The sequence below is a fragment of the Pseudarthrobacter sp. MOO13 genome (assembly GCF_058267655.1).
Window position 1 is genome coordinate 1,242,457 of the sequence record NZ_CM177848.1, and the last position, 19,702, is coordinate 1,262,158.

The following is a 19,702-nucleotide window of genomic DNA, read 5'->3' on the forward strand; positions in this document are numbered from 1 at the left end:
AGGACCCATGACTTTCCCCACCCAACGCCCCCGCCGCCTGCGCACCACCCCCGCCATGCGCCGGTTGACCGCCGAAACCCGGCTCGCGCCCGCCGAACTCATCCTCCCGGCCTTCATCCGGGAAGGCCTCACCGAACCCAACCCCATCACGTCCATGCCGGGCGTGGTCCAGCACACCACCCACACGCTCAAACGGGCCGCGGCGGAAGCGGTGGAACTCGGCCTGGGCGGCATCATGCTCTTCGGCATCCCGGAAACCCGCGACGCCGAAGGCTCGGCGTCCCTGGATCCGGACGGTGTGCTGAACAAGGCCATCCGGGACGTCCGCGCGGAAGTGGGCGACGACCTGGTGATCATGAGCGACGTCTGCCTGGACGAATTCACCGACCACGGACACTGCGGGGTGCTCGACGCCGACGGGTACGTAGACAACGACCGCACCGTGGAAATCTACGCCCGGATGGCCGTGGCGCAAGCTGAGGCCGGCGCCCACATGCTGGGCCCCTCCGGCATGATGGACGGCCAGATCGCCGCCATCCGCTCAGCCCTTGACGACGCCGGCCACCTCAACACGTCGGTGATCGCCTACTCCGCCAAGTACGCGTCGGCGTTCTACGGACCATTCCGGGAAGCCGTGGACTCCCAGCTCAAGGGAGACCGGCGGACCTACCAGATGGATGCAGGCAACCGCACCGAAGCCCTCCGCGAAGTGGAGTTGGACCTGGCTGAAGGCGCGGACATCATCATGGTCAAACCGGCCATGAGCTACCTCGACATCGTGGCCGACGTCGCCGCGATGAGCCCCGTGCCCGTGTCCGCCTACCAGATCTCCGGCGAGTACGCGATGATCGAGGCCGCAGCCGCCAACGGCTGGATCGACCGCCGCGCCGCCATCACCGAGTCCGTCCTCGGCATCCGCCGGGCAGGCGCCCACATGGTCCTCACGTACTGGGCCGCCGAACTGGCCGGCTGGCTCAAGGAATCCCGGTGACGGCCGCCCAGGCGGCGGGACCCACCGCGCCGGTGGGGGACGACCGCATCCTCCTGGGCCTGAACACCTTCGGCGACCTGGGTGAGGCCCCCGACGGCAGCCCGCAACCGCATGCCCAGGTCCTGCGCCAACTGCTGGAACAGGCTGAACTGGCGGACGCCGTCGGACTCCACGCCTTCGGTGTGGGGGAGCACCACCGCAAGGACTACGCCGTGTCCGCACCTGAAGTCTTCCTCGCCGCCGCTGCGGCACGCACCACCCGCATCCGCCTGGGCTCTGCCGTGACCGTCCTGAGCTCGGACGATCCCATCAGGGTGTTCCAGCGCTTCTCCACCGTGGACGCAATCTCCAACGGCCGGGCGGAAGTCATGCTGGGGCGCGGATCCTTCATCGAATCCTTCCCGCTGTTCGGGCTGGACCTGGCCGACTACGAGGTCCTGTTCGAAGAGAAACTCGAGCTGTTCGACAAGGTCCGCGAACAGAAACCTGTGCACTGGGAAGGCCGCACCCGCCCGGCCCTCGCCGGCCTGAGCGTCTACCCGCCGCTGGAACACCACCTCCTGCCCACCTGGATCGGCGTGGGCGGTACCCCCGAATCCGTCCTCCGGTGCGCCCAGTACGGCTACCCCATCATCTTCGCCATCATCGGCGGCCAGCCGCGCGGTTTCCGGCCCCTCGCCGACCTCTACCGCGAGGCCATGGCGAAGTACGGCCACCCGATGCAGCAGATGGCCACGCACTCGCCCGGCCATGTTGCCGACACCGATGAGCAGGCCCGCGAAGAGCTGTTCCCACACTGGTTGAAGCTGCGCAACAAGCTCGGTGCCGAGCGCGGCTGGGGGCCGGCCGGCCGCGGCGAGTTCGATGCCCTCTGCTCGGCTGAGGGCGCCCTCTACGTCGGCTCGCCGGAGACGGTGGCCCAAAAGATCGTGCGGCTCAAACGCAACCTGGGCGTGGACCGCTTCGACCTGAAATACAGCAACGGGCCTTTGCCGCATGCGGCCATGATGCGCTCGATCGAATTGATGGGTACGGCGGTGGCGCCCCGGGTGGCCGAGCTGCTCGCCGGCTAACCGTGCTTACGGCTAACTGAGAGAATAGGAACCATGACTTCCAGCAATCCTCGCAACGAGGCACTCTTCGACCGCGCCCGCCAGTTGATGCCGGGCGGCGTCAACTCGCCGGTCCGCGCCTTCGGCTCCGTCGGCGGCACGCCTCGGTTCATGGTCTCAGCCAAAGGCCCCTACCTGACCGACGCCGACGGCAAGGAATACGTGGACCTCGTCTGCTCGTGGGGACCGGCCCTGCTGGGCCACGCCCACCCGGCCGTGCTGGATGCCGTCCACGCCGCCGTCGACCGAGGCCTTTCCTTCGGTGCGTCCACGCCTGATGAGGCAAACCTGGCGGCCATCGTCCAGGAACGCGTGCCCGCCGTCGAACGCCTGCGGATGGTGTCCACCGGCACCGAGGCCACCATGACGGCGGTCCGGCTGGCCCGCGGCTTCACCGGCCGCAACCTGATCATCAAGTTCGCCGGCTGCTACCACGGCCACCTTGACGGACTGCTGGCCGCCGCCGGCTCCGGCGTGGCGACCCTCGCCCTGCCCGGGTCCGCCGGCGTCACGGAAGCCACCGCAGCCGAAACCCTGGTGCTGCCCTATAACGACCTCCAGGCCGTCGAGGAAGCCTTCGCCGCGCACGGACAGAACATCGCAGCTGTCATCACCGAGGCCGCGCCGGCCAACATGGGCGTTGTCACACCCGCCGAGGGCTTCAACCTGGGCCTTTCCCGGATCACCCGGGAGCACGGCGCGCTCCTCATTGTCGATGAAGTCCTGACCGGCTTCCGCACCGGCTACTCCGGCTACTGGGGCCTCACCGGCGGCGCCCCCGACGCCGAACAGCCCTGGACCCCGGACCTGCTCACCTTCGGCAAGGTCATCGGCGGCGGAATGCCGACGGCGGCCCTGGGCGGCCGTGCCGATGTCATGGACTACCTCGCGCCCACCGGCCCCGTGTACCAGGCCGGTACGCTGTCCGGAAACCCGGTGGCGATGGCCGCCGGCGTCGCTACCCTGACCCACGCCACGCGGGATGTCTACTCCTTCATCGACGTCCGCTCGCTGGAACTGTCGTCCGCGGTTTCCACCGCCCTGGATGCGGCCGGGGTGGACCACTCCATCCAGTTCGCCGGGAACCTCTTCTCGGTGGCCTTCGGAACCTCCGCCCATGGTGTCCATAACTATGCCGACGCCCAGGCGCAGGAAACGTTCCGCTACGCCCCGTTCTTCCACTCCATGCTGGAATCCGGGGTCTACCTGCCGCCCTCGGTCTTCGAGGCATGGTTCCTCTCGGCCGCGCACGACGACGACGCCATGAACCGGATCTACGATGCCCTCCCGGCCGCAGCCAAGGCGGCCGCAGCCGCCCAGGCCTAGGACCGCCGTCGGCCGTTAAACGGACAATCCCCGCCTCCCGGACTTTCCCCCCTGCGTACAAGGGGGAAAAGTCCGGGAGGCGGGGATTTTGGTCCGTGCCTGCCGGGCTGCCTACAGGACGTCGGCGAGGAACCCCTTCAGCCGGTCCGTCCGTGGCTCGGTGAAGACCTGCTCAGGAGGGCCGGACTCCACCACCACGCCGGCGTCCATGAACGTCACGGCGTCGGACACGTTGCGGGAGAAACCCATCTCGTGGGTGACAACCACCATGGTCATGCCGCCCTTGGCGAGGTCCGCCATCAGGGCCAGCACGCCCTTGACCAGCTCAGGGTCCAGCGCGGAGGTCGCCTCGTCAAAGAACATCACCTCCGGCTTCATGGCCAGCGCGCGGGCAATGGCGACGCGCTGCTGCTGCCCGCCGGACAGGTTGGCGGGCCGGGAATCAGCCTTGTGCTTCAACCCGACAAGGTCCAACTGCTCCAGGGCCTCGGCGCGCGCTTCCTCCTTGGAGAGCTTGCGCAGCTTCCGCAGGGCAAGCGAGACGTTCTCCACCACCGTCTTGTGCGGGAACAGGTTGAACTGCTGGAACACCATCCCGATCCGTCGCCGGAGTTCATCCGGGTTGTCCTTCAGGACCGAACGCCCGTCCAGCAGGATGTCCCCCTGGTCCGGTTCAATCAGCCGGTTCATGACCCGCAACAGGGTGGACTTGCCCGACCCCGAAGGGCCAATGACGGAAGCCGTGGTGCCCTGCGGAACGTGCAGGTCAATGCCCCGCAGCACGTGGTTGCTGCCGAAGGACAGGTGGATATTCTTTGCGCTCAATGTTCCGGACGTGAACTCGCTCATGCCTGGGCTCCCTTCCCGACGACCGCTGCAGCTTCGTCCGGTTCTTTCTTTTCCGGCCGTCCGGTGCGGAGGCGCCTGTCGATCCAGTTCACGAAGTGCGTCAACGGAACGGTGAGCACCAGGTAAAAGACAGCCGCAGCGACGTAGGGCGACAGGTTGCCGCTGGTGGACGCCGCGTCCTTGCCGATCTGGAAGATTTCCCGTTCGCTGGCCAGCAGCCCGAGCATGAAAACCAGGGAGGACTCCTTGATCAGCGCGATGAACTGGTTGACCAGGGCCGGAAGCACCCGCCGGACACCCTGGGGCACGACCACCAGGCGCATGGCCGGGCCGTAGCCGAACCCCAGGGCACGGGTGGCTTCGAGCTGTCCCTTGTCCACGCTCTGGATGCCGGAGCGGAAGATCTCGCCGATGTAGGCGGCCGACATCAGGGACAGCGCGGCGATTGCCATCGGGTAGGGGCTGGTGGACCCGGTCCACTGCCGGACGATCGGCCCGAAGCCCAGCCCGATCACCAGGATGGTGAGGATGGGCGGCAGCCCGCGGAGCACGTCCGTGTAGATACGCGCGACCCAGCGGGCCCCGGCGTTCCGGGAGATCCCCATCAGGGCAAGCAGCATGCCAAGCACTGTTCCGATGACGCCGGAGGAGACGGCCAAAACGAGCGTATTCGGAAGCCCGACGGCGAACATTTTGGGCAGGACGGCGCCGATGGCATTCCAGTCAAGGAAGGTATCGGAGAGTAGTTTGAGGATATCCATGGAACGCCCGGGTTACTTCGCGGGAACCTGGACGGCTTTGCTGCCCGGCTTCCAGCCTTGCGGGGTCTGCTCGGCGGCCGTGGGACGGTCCGTGTACCACTGGGCCGTGAGCTTGGTCCACGTGCCGTCAGCGATAACGGCGTCGAGTCCCGCGTTGAGGGCGTCAATCAGTGGCTTGTTGTCCTTGTTCACTGCGTACGCGGTGAAGTTCTGGGTGTTGACCACCTTCTCGGCAATCTTGGTGTTGTCGCCGTCCTTGACCTGCCCGGTGGCCTGCTGCGAGGGTGCCACCCAGGCGTCGACCTGGCCGGACTTCACATTGGCGTAGACAGTGTTGTAGTCCGGGAACCGGACCGGCTCGAGACCCAGGGTGTTCGTGACGTAGTCGTCCTGCACAGTGCCCTGGACCACGCCGATGCGCACGCCGTCCTTGAGGTCGGCGAAGCCCTTGACCGTGGAGTCGTTCTTGGTCACGACAGCCATGTAGCCGAAGTCGTAGCCGTTGGTGAAACCGACCGTCTCACGGCGCTTGTCCGTGGTGGAAATCGAGGAGGATCCGACGTCGAACTGCTTGTTGGCCACCTGGGACAACAGGGCCGAGAAATCGGTGGAGGCGAACTCCACCTTCAGGCCCAGCTTGTCACCGATGGCGCGCAGGAGTTCGTTGTCGTAGCCGGTGAACTTGCCGGAAGGGTCAATGAAGATGTTCGGCGGGGCATCGGAGAGGGTGCCGACGCGCAGGGTGCCCTCGGTGATGAGGCCGAGCTTGGTCTTGTCGATCTTGTCGATCGGCGTGACGTCCGCGGTGGTGTACTTGTCCAGCGTCTGCTGGTCGCTGCCCTTCAGGGCGTCGGTGGGGGTGCCGCTCGGCTGGGAGGAGCCACCGCACGCCGCGAGCGAAACCGCAAGGGCGAGGGCAACAGGAGCGGTTGTGAGCCACTTCATCGCTTTGATTTTCATCAGGTTGTCACTTTCATTGAGTCCTAAGTCGACCGGGCCGCAGGGCTGCGCTATGGCGCCTGGTACCTGCTCCCGGCGCTGGTCCAGCCGGGCTGGGCAGGCGGTGACCGCAAAACTTTATTGTCTCACCAGCGCGATTAGGGGCAGTGAGATGAAGAAAGTGCTGCTCCATGACTTTTTGGCCGAATAATGATCAGCCGTGGAAGGATTCATGGAGTGATCAAAGCGCCAGGCGGCCACGCGAACGAAGGATCAGCCGACCTGAGGGGGAACTTTCATTAAGCAACGTGACTGTGACATGCCTCCCAATCCGGCAGGCGGCAGGAGCGGCCTAGAAGCCTCCGGCCGTAGCATCCTGTGGCGGCAGGACAGGCCAGTCTCCCTCGATCACGGCCGCAGGCTTGGTCTTGCGGAGGTAGTTCTGGAAGTCCGCGGCCTGTGCCGTAGCCCATTCGATCTGGAGCTGGTGCAGGTTGCCCGCCGGCATCTGAAGTTTGGGGAACTTCCCGGCCATCGCATCGAGCACGCGCAGGGTGGCGAGAGCGTCGGCGGCGGAGGTGTGAGCATTGTCCAGGTTCACACCGTATTCCTCGCAGAGGGCGGTGAGCGTCCGCTTGCCCTTGCGGTACCGGTCCACCTGCTTGTTCATGATGTATGGGTCCAGGATGGGGAAGCGGTGGAGTTGCGGCACCCCGTACCGCGCCGACTCCGCAGCGAGGACCGTAAAGTCGTAGCTGGCATTGAACGCGATGACCGGGATTTCCGAGTCAAAGAGTTCCTGCAGGACGGCGGCGACCTCCCGCGTCACCTCATGGGCCGGCCGGCCGTCCCGCCTCGCCTGCTCGGTGGTGATGCCGTGGACATCACTGGCCTCCGTGGGAATCTCCACACCCGGGTCCGCCAGCCACTCGTGCTCCTTGATGACCCCGCCTTCTTGGTCCACCACGGTGATCGACGCCGTGACGATCCTGGCCGCACGCGAATTACGGCCGGTGGTTTCAAGGTCAAATGCTGCGCGGGGGAGGGTATGCCAGGAGCTCATGGTTCAACGCTAAGGGGACCCGCCGACAATTTAGTGGAACGCCACTGCCGCTACATTGGATCAATGCGGAAAGAGTATGTCCAGGCGGTCCTCGCCGTTGTCAGGCTGGTTTCGCCGGGATCCGCAGTGTCGTACGGGGATGTCGCCGAGCTCCTGGGGTCCGGTGGGCCCCGGCAGGTGGGCTCGGTGATGAGCCACTTCGGAAGCGGTGTGCCCTGGTGGCGCGTCCTGAAAGCGAGCGGGCATGCCCCCGAAGGCCACGAAGCCGAGGCTTTGTACCGCTACCTCGAGGAGGGAACCCCGCTGAAGGGAGACCATGCGGCGTACCTCCGGACAGGGGAAGGACGGTGGCGCGTGGATTTGGCTGCGGCACGTTGGGCCCCCACCGACGAGGATTTTGAGCGGATCGATGCCGCCGCCGGGGAGTTGGAGCGCAGGCTCCGGAGATTGTCGGTGGTTGATGATGGAATGAGTTTGTGACAGTAACAATCCCCTTGAACGGCCCCTTGGCCCCGCGGCAGGAAAGGCAGGAGGCCCGCGAGGGTGCATTTTCCGGTACCCCTGCTCTTCGGCTGCTCCCGCCCCGCCGGGCGCATGCGGAAGCAATCCAGCTCACGCCGGACCAGCAGGCAGCGGTGGATGTTGCGCAGGGTTCAGGGCCAGTCCTGGTACCCGGTGCACCGGGCACGGGAAAGACCACCGTCCTGGTGGAGGCAGCCGTCCAGCGCGTCTTCCGCGACGGGGTGGATCCGGAACGCATGCTGATCCTGGCGCCCACCCGCCTTGCCGCAGACTTCCTGCGGGACCGCTTCACCGCCCGCCTGGACCGTAGCCTCAGCACCACTCCCGCCAGGACCTGGGCGTCCTATGCATTCGACCTCATCCGGCGGGCCAAGGCCGAGGGCGTCATCCAGCTCTCGAGGCCACCCCGGCTCCTGTCCGGTCCGGAGCAGGACCTGATTATCAAGGAGCTCCTGGAAGGACACAGGATCCCCGGCCTTGAGCTGCCGTGGCCGGCCGATCTCGACCGGGCACTGGAAACCCGCGGTTTCCGCCAGGAGGTGCGGCTACTCTTTGACCGCGTCATTGAATCCGGCCGCACGGCCGAGGACCTCTCCCGGTTGGCGGACCAGTGCGGTCGTCCGGACTGGAAAGCGGCTGCAGCGCTCTACGCGGAGTACCGGGACGTCCTGGACCTGCGAATGCCGGAAGCGTTCGACCCCGCCGGTATCATCACAGCCGCCCGCCAGATCTTCCAGGACGCCCCCGATTTCCTCGCGGCCGAGCGTGACCGCCTGCAGGTGGTCCTGGTGGACGATATCCAGGAGGCCAACCCCGCAATCTTTGAACTGTTGGCCGATATCGGGGCCGGCAGCGACTGCTACGTGACGTCGTCTCCGGACACCGTAGTCCAGGGATTCCGTGGCGCCAGGCCGGACCTCGTTGCTGAACTGCCGCGGCTCCTGGCCGCCCAGGATCCCGTCCTGGAACGTCCGCTCCGTTACGCGCACGGCCTGGCCCCCGCCGTCGCCGAGTCGTGGCTCAGTGTTGCCGGCCGCATCTCGCAACGTGCCGGCGGCCAGTTGGCGCGGCGGCTGGAGCCAATCGGCCGGACGGCCCGGAACGATGGCCCGGCGCACGACGAAGACAACGTCCCGGCCGGCCGTGTCGAGGCCCACCTGGTCCCCACACCAGTCCATGAACTGCGCTATGTTGCCCAGAGAATCCTTGACCAGCACATCAACCACAACCGCGGACTTGGCGACATGGCGGTGATTGTCCGCAACGGCGGCCAGGTCAGCGAGCTGCAGCGGTACCTTTCCGGGCAGGGCATCCCGGTCCGGGTCCCCGTGGCTGAATCCGCGGTCCGGGACGAGGTAGCGGTCCGGCCGCTCCTGGATGCCTTCGCCATTGCCTTGGATCCGGACCTCCTGACGCCGGAAGCCGCCGTGGCCCTCCTGACGTCGCGGATCGGAGGGGCCACATCCATCGAGCTCCGCCGGCTCCGGCAATCGCTCCGCCGGGAGGAACTCCTCGGTGGCGGCGGGCGAGCCAGCGATGTCCTCCTGGTCGAGGCACTGCTCGAGCCCGGGGCGCTCGGCGCCTTGGGCCTTGAAGGCCGGGCAGCGCGGCGAACCGCGAGGATGATCCAGGCCGGCCGCGCGGCAGCCGCCCTGCCCGGCGCCAATGCCGAATCAGTGTTGTGGGCTCTGTGGAACTCCACCGGCCTCGCCCCCGCTTGGACGTCAACTGCCTTGTCGGGCGGTCCGCACGGGGCCCGGGCGGACCGCGACCTCGACGCGATGATGGCCCTCTTCCACACCGCTGAGCGGTATGTGGACCAGATGCCCGGCGCGGGCCCTGAGCAGTTCCTGGAATACCTGCTGAACCAGGAGCTTCCCATGGACACCCTCGCTGCCCGCGCCCAGCTGGATGACGCCGTTGAACTGATGACGCCGGCCAGCGCCGCGGGCCGCGAATGGCCGGTCGTCATCATTGCGGGGCTGCAGGAGGGTGTGTGGCCCAATACCAGGCTCCGCGGCGAACTGCTCGGCAGCACCCTGTACGCCGACGCCGTGGAACACGGACCGGAGTATGCGCTCCAACGGGATCCGTTGAGCCGGTTGAGGGATATCCGCTATGACGAACTGCGCAGTTTCTCCACGGCGGTATCGCGGGCACGCGAACTCCTGGTGTGCACCGCCGTCTCATCGGAAGACGACCAACCGTCATCCTTCCTGGACTTCGTCGCACCACTGGAACCGGGGCAGGAGGGGCGCGTTTTCACCCAGGTCGAGCGGCCCATGACCCTGCGTGCCCTGGTCGCCGAACTCCGGCAATATGCCCAATCGGATGCTGCGGATCCCGCGCACAGGGAGGAGGCGGCCAAAGTGCTGGCACGCCTGGCCGCCGCCGAACCTGCGGTCGCCGGTGCCCACCCGGACACCTGGTGGGGGCTGGCTCCGCTGAGCTCCGCCGAGGCCGTGGTGCCGCCGGGGTCCACCGTGTTCGTGTCCCCGTCCAAGGTGGAGACCGTGCAGAAGTCGCCCCTGGACTGGTTCGTCCAGGCGGCGGGCGGCGAGGCGGCCACCGACTTTGCCCGCAGCCTTGGCACCCTTGTGCACGCGATCGCCCAGGACATGCCGGAAGCGTCCGGCTCCGAGTACGTTGCGGAGCTGGTGCGCCGTTGGCCGGCGCTGGGGATGAAGGATAACTGGGAAGGGCGGCTGGATTTTCAGCGCGCCGAGTCCATGGTGCGGAAGTTGGCGCAGTATGTGGTGGCCATGAGGGCTGAAGGCCGCAGCCTGCTGGGCGTGGAAAAGGACTTCGATGTTGCCCTAGGGGACGTGGTGGTGGACGCAGCGGCGCCGCGCGATGCAGTGCTCCGCGGGCAGGTTGACCGGCTGGAGGTCGACGGCGAGGGCCGCCTGGTGGTGGTGGACCTCAAGACCGGCAAGAGGCAGCCCGGCAAGGGTGAGCTCTCCAGCCATCCACAGCTTGGTGCATACCAGGCAGCGGTGGTCGCCGGCGGTTTCGAGGCCGGCCCGCAGGGGAACGGCTTGTCCGGCGGTGCCATCCTGGCGCAGCTCGGCACCGGGGCCAAGAACCCGTCCATCCAGCAGCAGGAGCCTCTGGACCCGCAGGAAAACTGGGCGTTGGACATGGTCAAGGATGCGGCCGCCGTGATGGGTGGCAGCGAATTCGTCGCACGGCACGATCCGGCCAAGGGCAGCCACGGCGGCCATGGCTGCCGGCTTCCCGAAGTATGTCCGCTGTGTGCCCGTGGAAGGCAGGTTACCGAATGAGCCACCCGATGGAGGTCCTGACTGCAGGGGAGGCCGCCACATCCCGTTTCAGTCCCGAAGAGCTGTCCGTGCTGCTCGGCGAAAAGAACATCCCGACGCCGGAGCAGTCGGCCATCATCTCTTCCCCCCTGTCGCCCCGGCTGGTGATCGCGGGGGCGGGTTCGGGAAAGACCGCCACCATGGCGGACAGGGTGGTATGGCTGGTGGCCAACGGCTGGGTGACGCCCGAGGAAGTCCTGGGGGTGACGTTCACCCGGAAGGCTGCCGGCGAGCTCGCCAGCCGGATCCGGTCGAAGCTGCTGGCCCTGCAGCGGCTTGCCGCAAAGGACGCCGGCGGCGGGATGTTTCCGGAGGGCCTGCTCAGCAGCGACGCACTGGAACCCAAGGTGTCCACGTACCATTCCTTCGCCAGCGGCATCGTCTCGGACTACGGCCTCCGGCTGGGTGTGGAACGCGATGTGGTATTGCTTGGCGGCGCGCAGGCATGGCAGTTGGCGAGTGAGGTGGTTGAGGCCTACGACGGCGAATACGCCCACTTCCGGGCGGCGAAGTCCACCCTGGTGAAGGCCGTGATCCAACTGGCGGGGGAGTGCGCCGAACACCTCCAGGAACCCGAGGACGTCGAAGCCTGGTTGATGGCGCGCCTCTCGGAATTCGAGTCCCTGCCGTATCTGGCAGACAAGAAGAAGAACCCGCCGCAGGCAGCGGCGGAGCTTGCCGGAATGCTGCGGACCAGGGCGAGCGTCGCTGATATGGTGGGCCGCTACGCTGCGGCGAAACGTGCCCGCGGCGCCCTCGATTTCGGGGACCTCGTGGCTCTCGCCGCGAAAGTGGCGCAGGAGGTTCCCCTGGCGGCCGCGATGGAGCGGCAGCGGTACAAGGTTGTCCTGCTCGACGAGTTCCAGGACACGTCGTACGCGCAACTGGTACTTTTTTCCCGCCTTTTCGGCGGCGGCCATGCGGTCACGGCAGTGGGCGACCCCAACCAGTCGATTTACGGGTTCCGCGGCGCTTCCGCCGGGCAGTTGTTCCACTTCGTCCGTGAATTTCCCGTCCGGACCGCTGAAACCGGCACGGGGTCGGGCTGGGCGCCCGCCCCAACCTCTTACTTGACCACAGCCTGGCGGAACGGCCGCTCCATCCTCGCTGCCGCAAACGTCATGTCCCAGTCCCTTGGCCTGTCGGCCGCCAGGCGCGGGCCGGCAGGAGCGACGGCGGCCGTGGCCGAAGTGCCCCCGCTGCAACCCAGCCCCCACGCTGTCGATGGAGCAGTGGTGCTGGGACGCTTCGCCAGCGACGTCGAGGAGGCCGCCGCGCTGGCCGAGGACGTCCTGAGGTACAAGGTCACAGACTTCGAAGCCACGGCGGACGGAACCGCCGTTGCCCCTGCCTTGGCCGTGCTGTGCCGCAGGCGCGCCCAGATGGAAACCATCCGCCGGCAATTCGAGGCCCGTGGCATCGCCTACGAAATCGTGGGCCTTGGCGGGCTCCTGGACACCCCCGAGATCGTAGACCTCGTCGCCACCCTGCGAGTCCTTGCGGACCCGGGCCGTTCCGATGCCCTCATGCGGCTCCTGGCCGGTGCACGGTGGCGCATAGGTCCCGCGGACCTGATGGCGCTGCGGGACTGGTCCAGCCAACTGGCGCGAAACCGGGGCAAAGCCTCCGCCGGTTTTGACCCCGAGGACCCCGACACCGACAGCGACGCCGGTGAGGGGCCGGTCCTGGAAAGTGACCTCACGGACGGCGCCAGCCTCGTGGAAGCCCTGGACTTCCTGCCGCGCGACGGATGGACGTCGTCGAACGGACGGACCCTTGGTGCGCCGGCCCGCACGCGTCTTGCCCGGTTGTCGGCGGAACTGCGCCAATTGCGCGGTTACCTTGGCGATGACCTCACCACCCTCCTGGGTGAAGTGGAACGGGCCATGCTCCTGGATATCGAGGTGGCGGCACGGCCCGGGATCAGCATCCATCAGGCGCGGCGTAACCTCGACGCCTTCCAGGACGCCGCGGCGGGATTCCTCCGAACCTCCCAACGGGTGGATATCCTCGCCTTCCTGTCATGGCTGGAGGCTGCCGTCCGCTGAGGAGAACGGCCTGGAAGCACCTGCCAGCGACGTGAACCGGGAAGCAGTCCAGCTGTTGACCGTCCATGCGTCCAAGGGCCTGGAATGGGACGTTGTCTTCGTGCCCGGGCTGAACGCGGGAGCCTTCCCAAGCGACAGGGATTCCCGCTGGAGCAGCGGGTCGGCTGCCCTTCCCTGGCCTTTGCGCGGAGACCGGGCGGACCTTCCCCAGTGGGACGTGGAACAACCGGACCAAAAGGGGTGGCTGGATGCTGAGAAAGATTTCAAGGCGGCGGTGCAGGCCCACGGGGAAGAAGAAGAACGACGGCTTGCCTACGTTGCCTACACAAGGGCCAAGCATGTGCTGTGGGTATCGAGCGCCGCCTGGGTGGGTTCTCGCGCCGGCCGGGCCGAGATGTCCCCCTTCCTGGCGGAGCTTGCACCACTGACCCAGCCGGCCGGCAACGAACTTCAGGCTGCCGCTGTGATCCATCGGTTGTCCTTGGAAGAGGCTGCCCTTCCGGAAGAAAGCCCGCTGACGCTGGAGACAGAAGAAGCGGTGTGGCCCTATGACCCGCTGGAGGGTCCGACGGACCCGCGGACCGGTGCGCGGCTCCGCATGTCACGTGGCCGCAGGGCAGCCATGGAAGCTGCGGCCGGGCGGGTGTTGGGCCTGCTGGAGGCCGGCGTGGAGCTGCCGGAGGCGTCCGGGAAATCCAGCGGAGCGGGCGTGCCCCGGAACGGCGGGGGGCCGCTGCTCACGGGAGCGGCCGCCGGCTGGGCGAGGGAAGCTGCGCTGTTGCTGGAACGCAGGGCCAGAAGGTCGGGCGGCCAGGAGGTTCACCTGCCTACCCACATCTCCGCCTCCACCCTCGTGGACCTCGGGGAGGACCCTGAAGCAGTGGTAGGGCGGCTGCGCAGGCCGGTTCCCCGCGAACCGGGCATGTCGGCGCGAAAGGGCACGGCCTTCCATGCCTGGGTGGAGGAGTACTTCGGAACCGCGGGGATGCTTGACCTCGGCGAGGCGCCGGGGTCGGACGATCACATCGATGCTGCGTACGACCTTGACGACATGGTGGCCACGTTCAAGGCATCCCCATGGGCCGACAGGTCCCCGGCCTTCGTTGAGGTGCCGGTCGAAACAAGGGTGGGTGACGTAGTTGTCCGGGGACGGGTCGACGCCGTCTTCCAGGACGCCGACGGCCGCTGGGACCTGGTGGACTGGAAGACCGGCCGCCGCCCGTCAGCCGGGCAGCTGAAGACCCGTTCGATCCAGCTTGCCGTGTACCGGCTTGCCTGGGCACGCCTGAAAGGCGTTCCGCTGGAAGACGTGCGGGCTGCGTTCTTCTATGTGGCGGACAACGCCGTGGTGCGGCCGCACGACCTCGGGTCGGCCGCCGAGCTGGAAGGAATAGTGTCGCGCGCCCTCGCCCGGACGTGAGGCGCGGGTTTACTTTGCGCGCAGCCGGCGTGCGTCCCGGTGCGGCTCAGCCCTGTTTGACGTTTATGACCGAGATGGCGGCGGTGGAGGTGTCATCAGGTCCTTGGGTCGTCGACGCCCCGTCCTCGGCGTCGGGTGCCTCCTCCACCGGGATGGGAGTCACATGCACGGCGGGCTGTGCGGGCGCTGCCGGTTTTGCCGGTTCTGCCGGGACCGGAACAACCGTGACGGCGGGGGAGGACCCGGAATGTGCCGGGGTGGGCACGGCGGTCGACGCGGTACTCTCCGAGGACGCCGGTGCAGCCGCTTCCGCATTGTCCCGGCTTGCGGGGTCCGGAAGGGGTTCGACGCTGATGGGCTGCCCACCAAACTCGGCGATGTCGCCGGCCAGGCTCTCCAGCATGCCTTCTGCCTCGCTGACCATGGCCTCATCACCAGCTGCAAGCCCCTTGACCAGGTATTGTGCCAGCGCGAACTCCGCTGACAATGCAGCCCGGCGAAGGAGGTGCTGGTCCGGGGCGTCGCGGCGGCCGGAGGTGTAGGACTTCAGAACTGCATCAACGAAGTCCTGCTCATTCGAAGCCACCAGCCAGGCGAAGTCGTCCGCGGGGTCACCGATCCTCAGGTCTGTCCAGCCGGTGACCGCCGTGACCCGCCCTGACTCGATAAGCAGGTTGTCTTCGTGCAGGTCGCCGTGGACCACGCAGGGGTTGAACCGCCACAGGGACACGTCCTCCATTGCGTGTTCCCAGCGGCGCAGGAGCGCGGCCGGAATCTTACCTGTGGTCGCTGCTTGGTCCAGCTCGTTCAGCCTCCGTTGGCGGAACTCGTTGGGGGTGTAGCTGGGGAGATCGGCGTTGCTCACCAAAGACCGGGGCAGGTCGTGGATGGCAGCCAGGGCGGTACCGATTTCGCGGGCGACGCTGCCCGGACCGGACGTCAATTCCTCAACGCTGCGCGTGGTGCCCGACAGGTGCGAGTACACGAAGGTGCTTAAGGTTCCCAGCCGTACGCTGCCGGCTACCGTGGGCATGAGGAAGGGCAGTTCGGCCCGCACGGCCGGAGCGAAGGCCCGCAGCACCAGGAACTCCGTTTCCAGCCGGGCGCTGGCCTCCGCGTGCCGCGGCGACCTGACCCGCCAGCGCTTGCCTTCTGAATCCAGGAGCAGGGCCGAGTCGAAGTCCGCGGGATCATCCGGTGCAGAACTAACGGCCGTCGGCGTCAGTCCGGGGACTGCCGCGGTTGCAATGGCCGCCAGCTCAATCGGTTTTCTTCTCACCGTTCCACGGTAGATTGCCAGCTGTCCCAGACTGAGGTCTGCCGGCGGCGAGTCTTGAGATTGCTTGAATTCAGGGGGCGTTACCTACCGGCAAACCGCACCATGAAATGTGAAATGTCCGGGGCAGTCAGTACGGTGGACTCATGAGCCATACGGAGTCTGTCCTGCCCGTTCACCAGGCTGCGCCGGCAGGGTTGCCCGCGAACCACCTGGCGGACACCCTGCTCCCGGTGCGGCCGGCCCTGGTGGACCGGGGATCTGCTGCCCGCATCAGGCCCGGCATGATCGATGACCTGCTGGCCGGTCCGGATGCGCTGGCCGTCGTCCTGTCGGGCCGGCAGGGCCTGGTGCAGGAAAGCACCATGGTGCTCGCCCCCGCCAGGGAACTTTTGGCGGAGCTTGAAAGGGCCGGGGCAACCCCGCACCTCGTGGTGTACCTTGGCTCCGCACTGCCAGGTTCGGACCTCCCGGAGGGCACGGAGCTGTTGCTGTTCGTCCTGCCTGAACCGCCCGAACCCGGTACGGCCGGCATCCCCGCGGATGCGGCCTGGGCGGGGTTCAGGGACGTCGCGGCAGGCCTGACCGCCACCTCCACGGCGTTGTTTGTGGAGTCCAGCGCCATCGCCAACTGGCACGCCGGCCACACACACTGCCCGCGCTGCGGCACGCCTACAGTCGTGGAAGCCGGCGGCTGGGTCCGCCGTTGCCCGGCGGACAACTCGGAACACTATCCCCGGACCGATCCTGCGATCATCGTCACTGTCGTCGGCGCGGACGGGCGGCTGCTGCTCGGTGGCGGGGGTCCCGTGGATGCCATTAATTACTCCACCCTTGCCGGCTTTGTTGAGCCGGGCGAATCGCTGGAGCAGGCCGTCGTCCGCGAGATCCAGGAGGAAGTCGGGGTCCGGGTTTCGGCCTGCCAGTATCTGGGCTCCCAGTCGTGGCCGTTCCCTGCCTCCCTTATGCTTGGATTTACCGCCGTCACCGAAGACACCCAGGCAACGCCCGACGGCGTCGAGGTCACCAGGGCCCGCTGGTTCAGCCGCGAGGAACTCCAGGAAGCCGTGCTCAGTGGCGAAATCACCATTTCCAGCAGGCTCTCGATTGCCCGCTCACTGATTGAGCACTGGTACGGCGGCCGGATCCGGGACCTGGCCGGAGCCTAAGTAATTCCATCCACCAGACTCCAGCACGCGGTAGTCGAGAAACAAAGCAGCAGAAGTGACTACAGAGAATTTTGACGGAGCAGCCTCCCTGGAGGACCGGATCCTCGGGGGGCTGGACGCCGAACAGCGTGAAGTGGCCAGCACCCTCAACGGTCCGCTGTGCGTCCTGGCGGGAGCGGGTACGGGCAAGACCCGCGCCATCACGCACCGCATCGCCTACGGCGTCCATTCGGGGGTCTACACGCCCCAGCGACTGCTGGCGGTGACCTTCACCGCCCGGGCCGCGGCCGAGATGCGCAGCCGCCTGCGGGACCTGGGAGCGGGCAATGTCCAGGCAAGGACCTTCCACGCCGCCGCGCTGCGCCAACTGCAGTTTTTTTGGCCGCAAGCGGTGGGCGGCACCCTGCCGAACCTGCTGGATCACAAGGCCCAGATCCTCGCCGAGGCCGCCCGGCGGCTGAGGCTGAGCACCGACCGCGCGTCCATCCGCGACCTCGCCTCGGAGATTGAATGGGCCAAGGTGTCCATGCTGACGCCTGCCAATTACCTGGAGAACGCGCAGGGACGCGGTGCACCCGGGGGATTCGACCTCACGGCGGTGGCCCGCGTTTTCCAGTCCTACGAGGACGTCAAGACGGACCGCAACGTGATCGACTTCGAAGATGTGCTGCTGATTACGGTGGGCATCCTGCAGGAGGACGAGAAGGTGGCGGCCACGGTCCGGGAGCAGTACCGGCACTTCGTGGTGGACGAATACCAGGACGTTTCCCCGCTGCAGCAGCGGCTCCTCGAACTCTGGCTTGGCGGCCGCGACGAACTCTGCGTGGTGGGCGACGCCAGCCAGACCATCTACTCCTTTACCGGAGCATCCCCCCGTCACCTGCTGGACTTCAAGACCCGCTACCCGCAGGCCAACGTGGTCAAGCTCATCCGGGACTACCGTTCCACACCCCAGGTTGTGAAGCTGGCCAACGACCTGCTGGCGGGCCGGCGCAGCGGCGGCCCTGCCGCAGACGCCGCCTGGGCCACGCCCCTGCAACTCGTGGCCCAGCGTCCCGCCGGCCCCGTGCCCCAGTTCACCGAATGCACGGACGACGAAGCCGAAGCCGCCACCGTGGCGCTGAAGATCAAGGCACTGCTCGACGCCGGGACACCGGCGAGCGAGGTCGCGGTCCTTTTCCGCACCAACGGCCAGTCCGAGGCCTACGAACAGGCGCTGGCGGCTGCGGGAATCGGCTACCAGCTGCGGGGTGGCGAACGCTTCTTCGCGCGCAAGGAGGTGCGGGACGCCATTCTCCAGCTTCGCGCCGCCACCAGGGCCGTCAGCGAAGCGGATTCCCCGGAACCACTGGGCCAAGTGGTCCGGGACATTGTTTCCTCCCTCGGCTACACGGATTCCGCCCCGCACAGTGGTGGCGCCCTCCGCGAGCGGTGGGAGTCATTGGCGGCGCTGGTGGCACTGGCCGATGAACTGGCGCAGAACCGCGGTCCGGAATTCGGGCTCGGCGACTTCGTCAACGAACTCCAGGAGCGGTCCCTCGCCCAGCATGCCCCCACCGTGCAAGGCGTGACGCTCGCCTCCCTGCACGCAGCCAAGGGATTGGAATGGGATGCCGTGTTCCTGGTGGGGCTCAGCGAAGGCCTGATGCCCATTTCCTTCGCAGATTCGCCTGAATCGGTCGATGAGGAGCGCCGGTTGCTCTACGTCGGGATCACCCGCGCCCGTGAACACCTCTCGCTGTCGTGGAGCACGGCGCGGACTCCCGGCGGCCGGGCCAACCGCAAGCCGTCCCGTTTCCTCGACGGGCTGCGGCCCGACTCCGTTGCCAGCTCCAGCGCCCGCGGCAAGGGACCGGTTCCGCGCCGCAAGGCGGCCGCTCCGGCAGTCTGCCGGGTTTGTGGCAGCATGCTGTCCACCGGGGCGGAGCGCAAGGTGGGACGCTGCAACGCGTGTCCGCCCAGCTACGAGGAACAGACCTTTGACGCCCTCCGGAACTGGCGGCGCGACGTCGCCCAGTCCGCTGACGTTCCCGCGTTCGTCGTCTTCACCGACGCCACCCTCACTGCGATAGCTGAGGCGCGGCCTGCGTCCCTCGAAGAACTTGCCGGGCTTGCCGGCATCGGTCCATCCAAGCTTGAACGCTATGGGGAGGATGTCCTGAAGGTCCTTGCCGAAAGCAGCGTGCTGTGAGGCGCGGCAGCCCGCCCGGCAGCCACGGGCAGCCCGCCGCCGTCCTGACCACCACCGGTGGATCCCCCGTGGAGGTGCGGCGGTCCGCGCGCCGCACCCGGACCGTCGCGGCATTCTGGGAAGACGGTACCGCCGTGGTCGCCATTCCGGCCCGGTTCACCGCGGCCCAGGAACGTGAGTGGGTCCACCGGATGCTGGCAAAGCTGCACAAGCAGGGGGAGCGGCGCGCCGCTTCCGGCCGGCGGCGTCCCGCCACCGACGAAGCCCTGGCCGCCCATGCCGCCCAGTTGTCTGAAACATACCTTGGCGGCCGGGCAACGCCCACATCGGTACGCTGGGTCGGCAACCAAAACTCGCGGTGGGGTTCGGCGACCCCCGCCGACGGGACCATCCGCTTGTCGGACAAACTGCGCCCGATGCCCCAATGGGTGATCGACTACGTCCTGCTGCACGAATTGGCGCACCTGCTGGTGGCCTCGCACAACGCGGCGTTCTGGCGGTTGCTCGAGGCCTATCCCCACACCGGGCGCGCGAAGGCGTTCCTCGAAGGTGTCTCATACGCCACCGCACGGGGCCTGGACAAAGACGCTACCGTCCCGGACCGTGTGCCCAACACTGCCGGGAACCCCTGGCCGGGCGACGCCGACTAGGACCACCCACCGCTCAACGTCTGGCGCCAACCGCGCGCAGGCGGACTCAGCGCACTGGCCCA

Annotated in this window: 13 protein-coding genes and 1 pseudogene; 9 read left to right on the forward strand and 5 right to left on the reverse strand. The window is 67.4% G+C overall.

Features of this window, described 5'->3' with window-relative positions:
• Positions 1-7 precede the first annotated feature (7 nt).
• Genes hemB through hemL form a run of 3 tightly spaced genes read left to right on the forward strand, consistent with a single transcriptional unit; the run spans position 8 to position 3,429 of the window.
• Entirely contained in the window at positions 8-991 is a 984-nt protein-coding gene (gene hemB / locus AC4EEO_RS05895) for a porphobilinogen synthase (RefSeq protein WP_491340093.1), read from the forward strand.
• Entirely contained in the window at positions 988-2,064 is a 1,077-nt protein-coding gene (locus AC4EEO_RS05900) for an LLM class flavin-dependent oxidoreductase (RefSeq protein WP_491340094.1), read from the forward strand. Before hemB ends, AC4EEO_RS05900 begins: the two co-directional genes overlap by 4 nt.
• Positions 2,065-2,097: 33 nt before the next feature.
• Positions 2,098-3,429 carry a glutamate-1-semialdehyde 2,1-aminomutase gene (hemL, locus tag AC4EEO_RS05905; protein ID WP_109863752.1) on the forward strand — a complete coding sequence of 444 codons (1,332 nt, stop codon included), beginning with the start codon at positions 2,098-2,100 and terminating at the stop codon, positions 3,427-3,429.
• A 111-nt stretch (positions 3,430-3,540) separates the two neighbouring features.
• On the opposite strand, the gene AC4EEO_RS05910 is transcribed toward hemL, so the two are convergent.
• The 4 genes from AC4EEO_RS05910 to AC4EEO_RS05925 all read right to left on the reverse strand — a co-directional run bounded on the left by AC4EEO_RS05910 (position 3,541) and on the right by AC4EEO_RS05925 (position 7,041).
• Positions 3,541-4,278 (reverse strand): amino acid ABC transporter ATP-binding protein, encoded by a 738-nt coding sequence (locus AC4EEO_RS05910; protein ID WP_018760271.1) that lies wholly within the window; start codon positions 4,276-4,278, stop codon positions 3,541-3,543.
• Positions 4,275-5,039: an amino acid ABC transporter permease gene (locus AC4EEO_RS05915; protein ID WP_018760270.1), complete on the reverse strand. Its 765-nt coding sequence runs from the start codon at positions 5,037-5,039 to the stop codon at positions 4,275-4,277. The genes AC4EEO_RS05910 and AC4EEO_RS05915 overlap by 4 nt, the downstream gene beginning before the upstream one ends.
• A gap of 12 nt (positions 5,040-5,051) precedes the next feature.
• A complete protein-coding gene (locus AC4EEO_RS05920; protein ID WP_018760269.1) occupies positions 5,052-5,999 on the reverse strand; it encodes an ABC transporter substrate-binding protein in 948 nt (315 codons plus the stop codon).
• A gap of 331 nt (positions 6,000-6,330) precedes the next feature.
• Positions 6,331-7,041 (reverse strand): 3'-5' exonuclease, encoded by a 711-nt coding sequence (locus AC4EEO_RS05925; protein WP_109863755.1) that lies wholly within the window; start codon positions 7,039-7,041, stop codon positions 6,331-6,333.
• Between the two features lie 63 nt (positions 7,042-7,104).
• Between AC4EEO_RS05925 and AC4EEO_RS05930 the strand changes: the two genes are divergently transcribed.
• The 3 genes and pseudogenes from AC4EEO_RS05930 to AC4EEO_RS05940 all read left to right on the forward strand — a co-directional run bounded on the left by AC4EEO_RS05930 (position 7,105) and on the right by AC4EEO_RS05940 (position 14,354).
• On the forward strand, positions 7,105-7,521 hold the full coding sequence (locus tag AC4EEO_RS05930) for an MGMT family protein (RefSeq protein ID WP_491340095.1): 417 nt from the start codon (positions 7,105-7,107) through the stop codon (positions 7,519-7,521).
• Positions 7,522-7,547: 26 nt separating this feature from the next.
• Complete coding sequence (locus tag AC4EEO_RS05935; protein ID WP_491340400.1) at positions 7,548-10,847, forward strand: ATP-dependent helicase; 3,300 nt, start codon at positions 7,548-7,550, stop codon at positions 10,845-10,847.
• Positions 10,848-10,855: 8 nt separating this feature from the next.
• Positions 10,856-14,354: pseudogene (locus AC4EEO_RS05940) on the forward strand (ATP-dependent helicase).
• Between the two features lie 46 nt (positions 14,355-14,400).
• Here AC4EEO_RS05940 and AC4EEO_RS05945 read toward each other — a convergent pair.
• A complete protein-coding gene (locus AC4EEO_RS05945; RefSeq protein ID WP_491330208.1) occupies positions 14,401-15,633 on the reverse strand; it encodes a macrolide 2'-phosphotransferase in 1,233 nt (410 codons plus the stop codon).
• 143 nt (positions 15,634-15,776) lie between these two features.
• Between AC4EEO_RS05945 and nudC the strand changes: the two genes are divergently transcribed.
• Genes nudC through AC4EEO_RS05960 form a run of 3 tightly spaced genes read left to right on the forward strand, consistent with a single transcriptional unit; the run spans position 15,777 to position 19,640 of the window.
• The gene (gene nudC / locus AC4EEO_RS05950; protein ID WP_491340096.1) at positions 15,777-16,799 is read left to right on the forward strand and encodes an NAD(+) diphosphatase; all 1,023 of its coding nucleotides are present in this window, start codon (positions 15,777-15,779) and stop codon (positions 16,797-16,799) included.
• Positions 16,800-16,854: 55 nt separating this feature from the next.
• Positions 16,855-18,990 (forward strand): ATP-dependent helicase, encoded by a 2,136-nt coding sequence (locus tag AC4EEO_RS05955; protein ID WP_018760262.1) that lies wholly within the window; start codon positions 16,855-16,857, stop codon positions 18,988-18,990.
• Complete coding sequence (locus tag AC4EEO_RS05960) at positions 18,987-19,640, forward strand: M48 family metallopeptidase (protein WP_491340097.1); 654 nt, start codon at positions 18,987-18,989, stop codon at positions 19,638-19,640. The genes AC4EEO_RS05955 and AC4EEO_RS05960 overlap by 4 nt, the downstream gene beginning before the upstream one ends.
• Positions 19,641-19,702: the final 62 nt, after the last annotated feature.

What these genes read in the sequence shown, in the direction of transcription:
- hemL (WP_109863752.1), top strand. Translation starts at nt 2,098, where the DNA reads ATGACTTCCAGCAATCCTCGCAACGAGGCACTCTTCGACCGCGCCCGC.
- nudC (WP_491340096.1), top strand. Translation starts at nt 15,777, where the DNA reads ATGAGCCATACGGAGTCTGTCCTGCCCGTTCACCAGGCTGCGCCGGCA.
- AC4EEO_RS05915 (WP_018760270.1), bottom strand. Translation starts at nt 5,039, where the DNA reads ATGGATATCCTCAAACTACTCTCCGATACCTTCCTTGACTGGAATGCC.
- AC4EEO_RS05925 (WP_109863755.1), bottom strand. Translation starts at nt 7,041, where the DNA reads ATGAGCTCCTGGCATACCCTCCCCCGCGCAGCATTTGACCTTGAAACC.
- AC4EEO_RS05910 (WP_018760271.1), bottom strand. Translation starts at nt 4,278, where the DNA reads ATGAGCGAGTTCACGTCCGGAACATTGAGCGCAAAGAATATCCACCTG.
- AC4EEO_RS05930 (WP_491340095.1), top strand. Translation starts at nt 7,105, where the DNA reads ATGCGGAAAGAGTATGTCCAGGCGGTCCTCGCCGTTGTCAGGCTGGTT.
- hemB (WP_491340093.1), top strand. Translation starts at nt 8, where the DNA reads ATGACTTTCCCCACCCAACGCCCCCGCCGCCTGCGCACCACCCCCGCC.
- AC4EEO_RS05920 (WP_018760269.1), bottom strand. Translation starts at nt 5,999, where the DNA reads ATGAAAATCAAAGCGATGAAGTGGCTCACAACCGCTCCTGTTGCCCTC.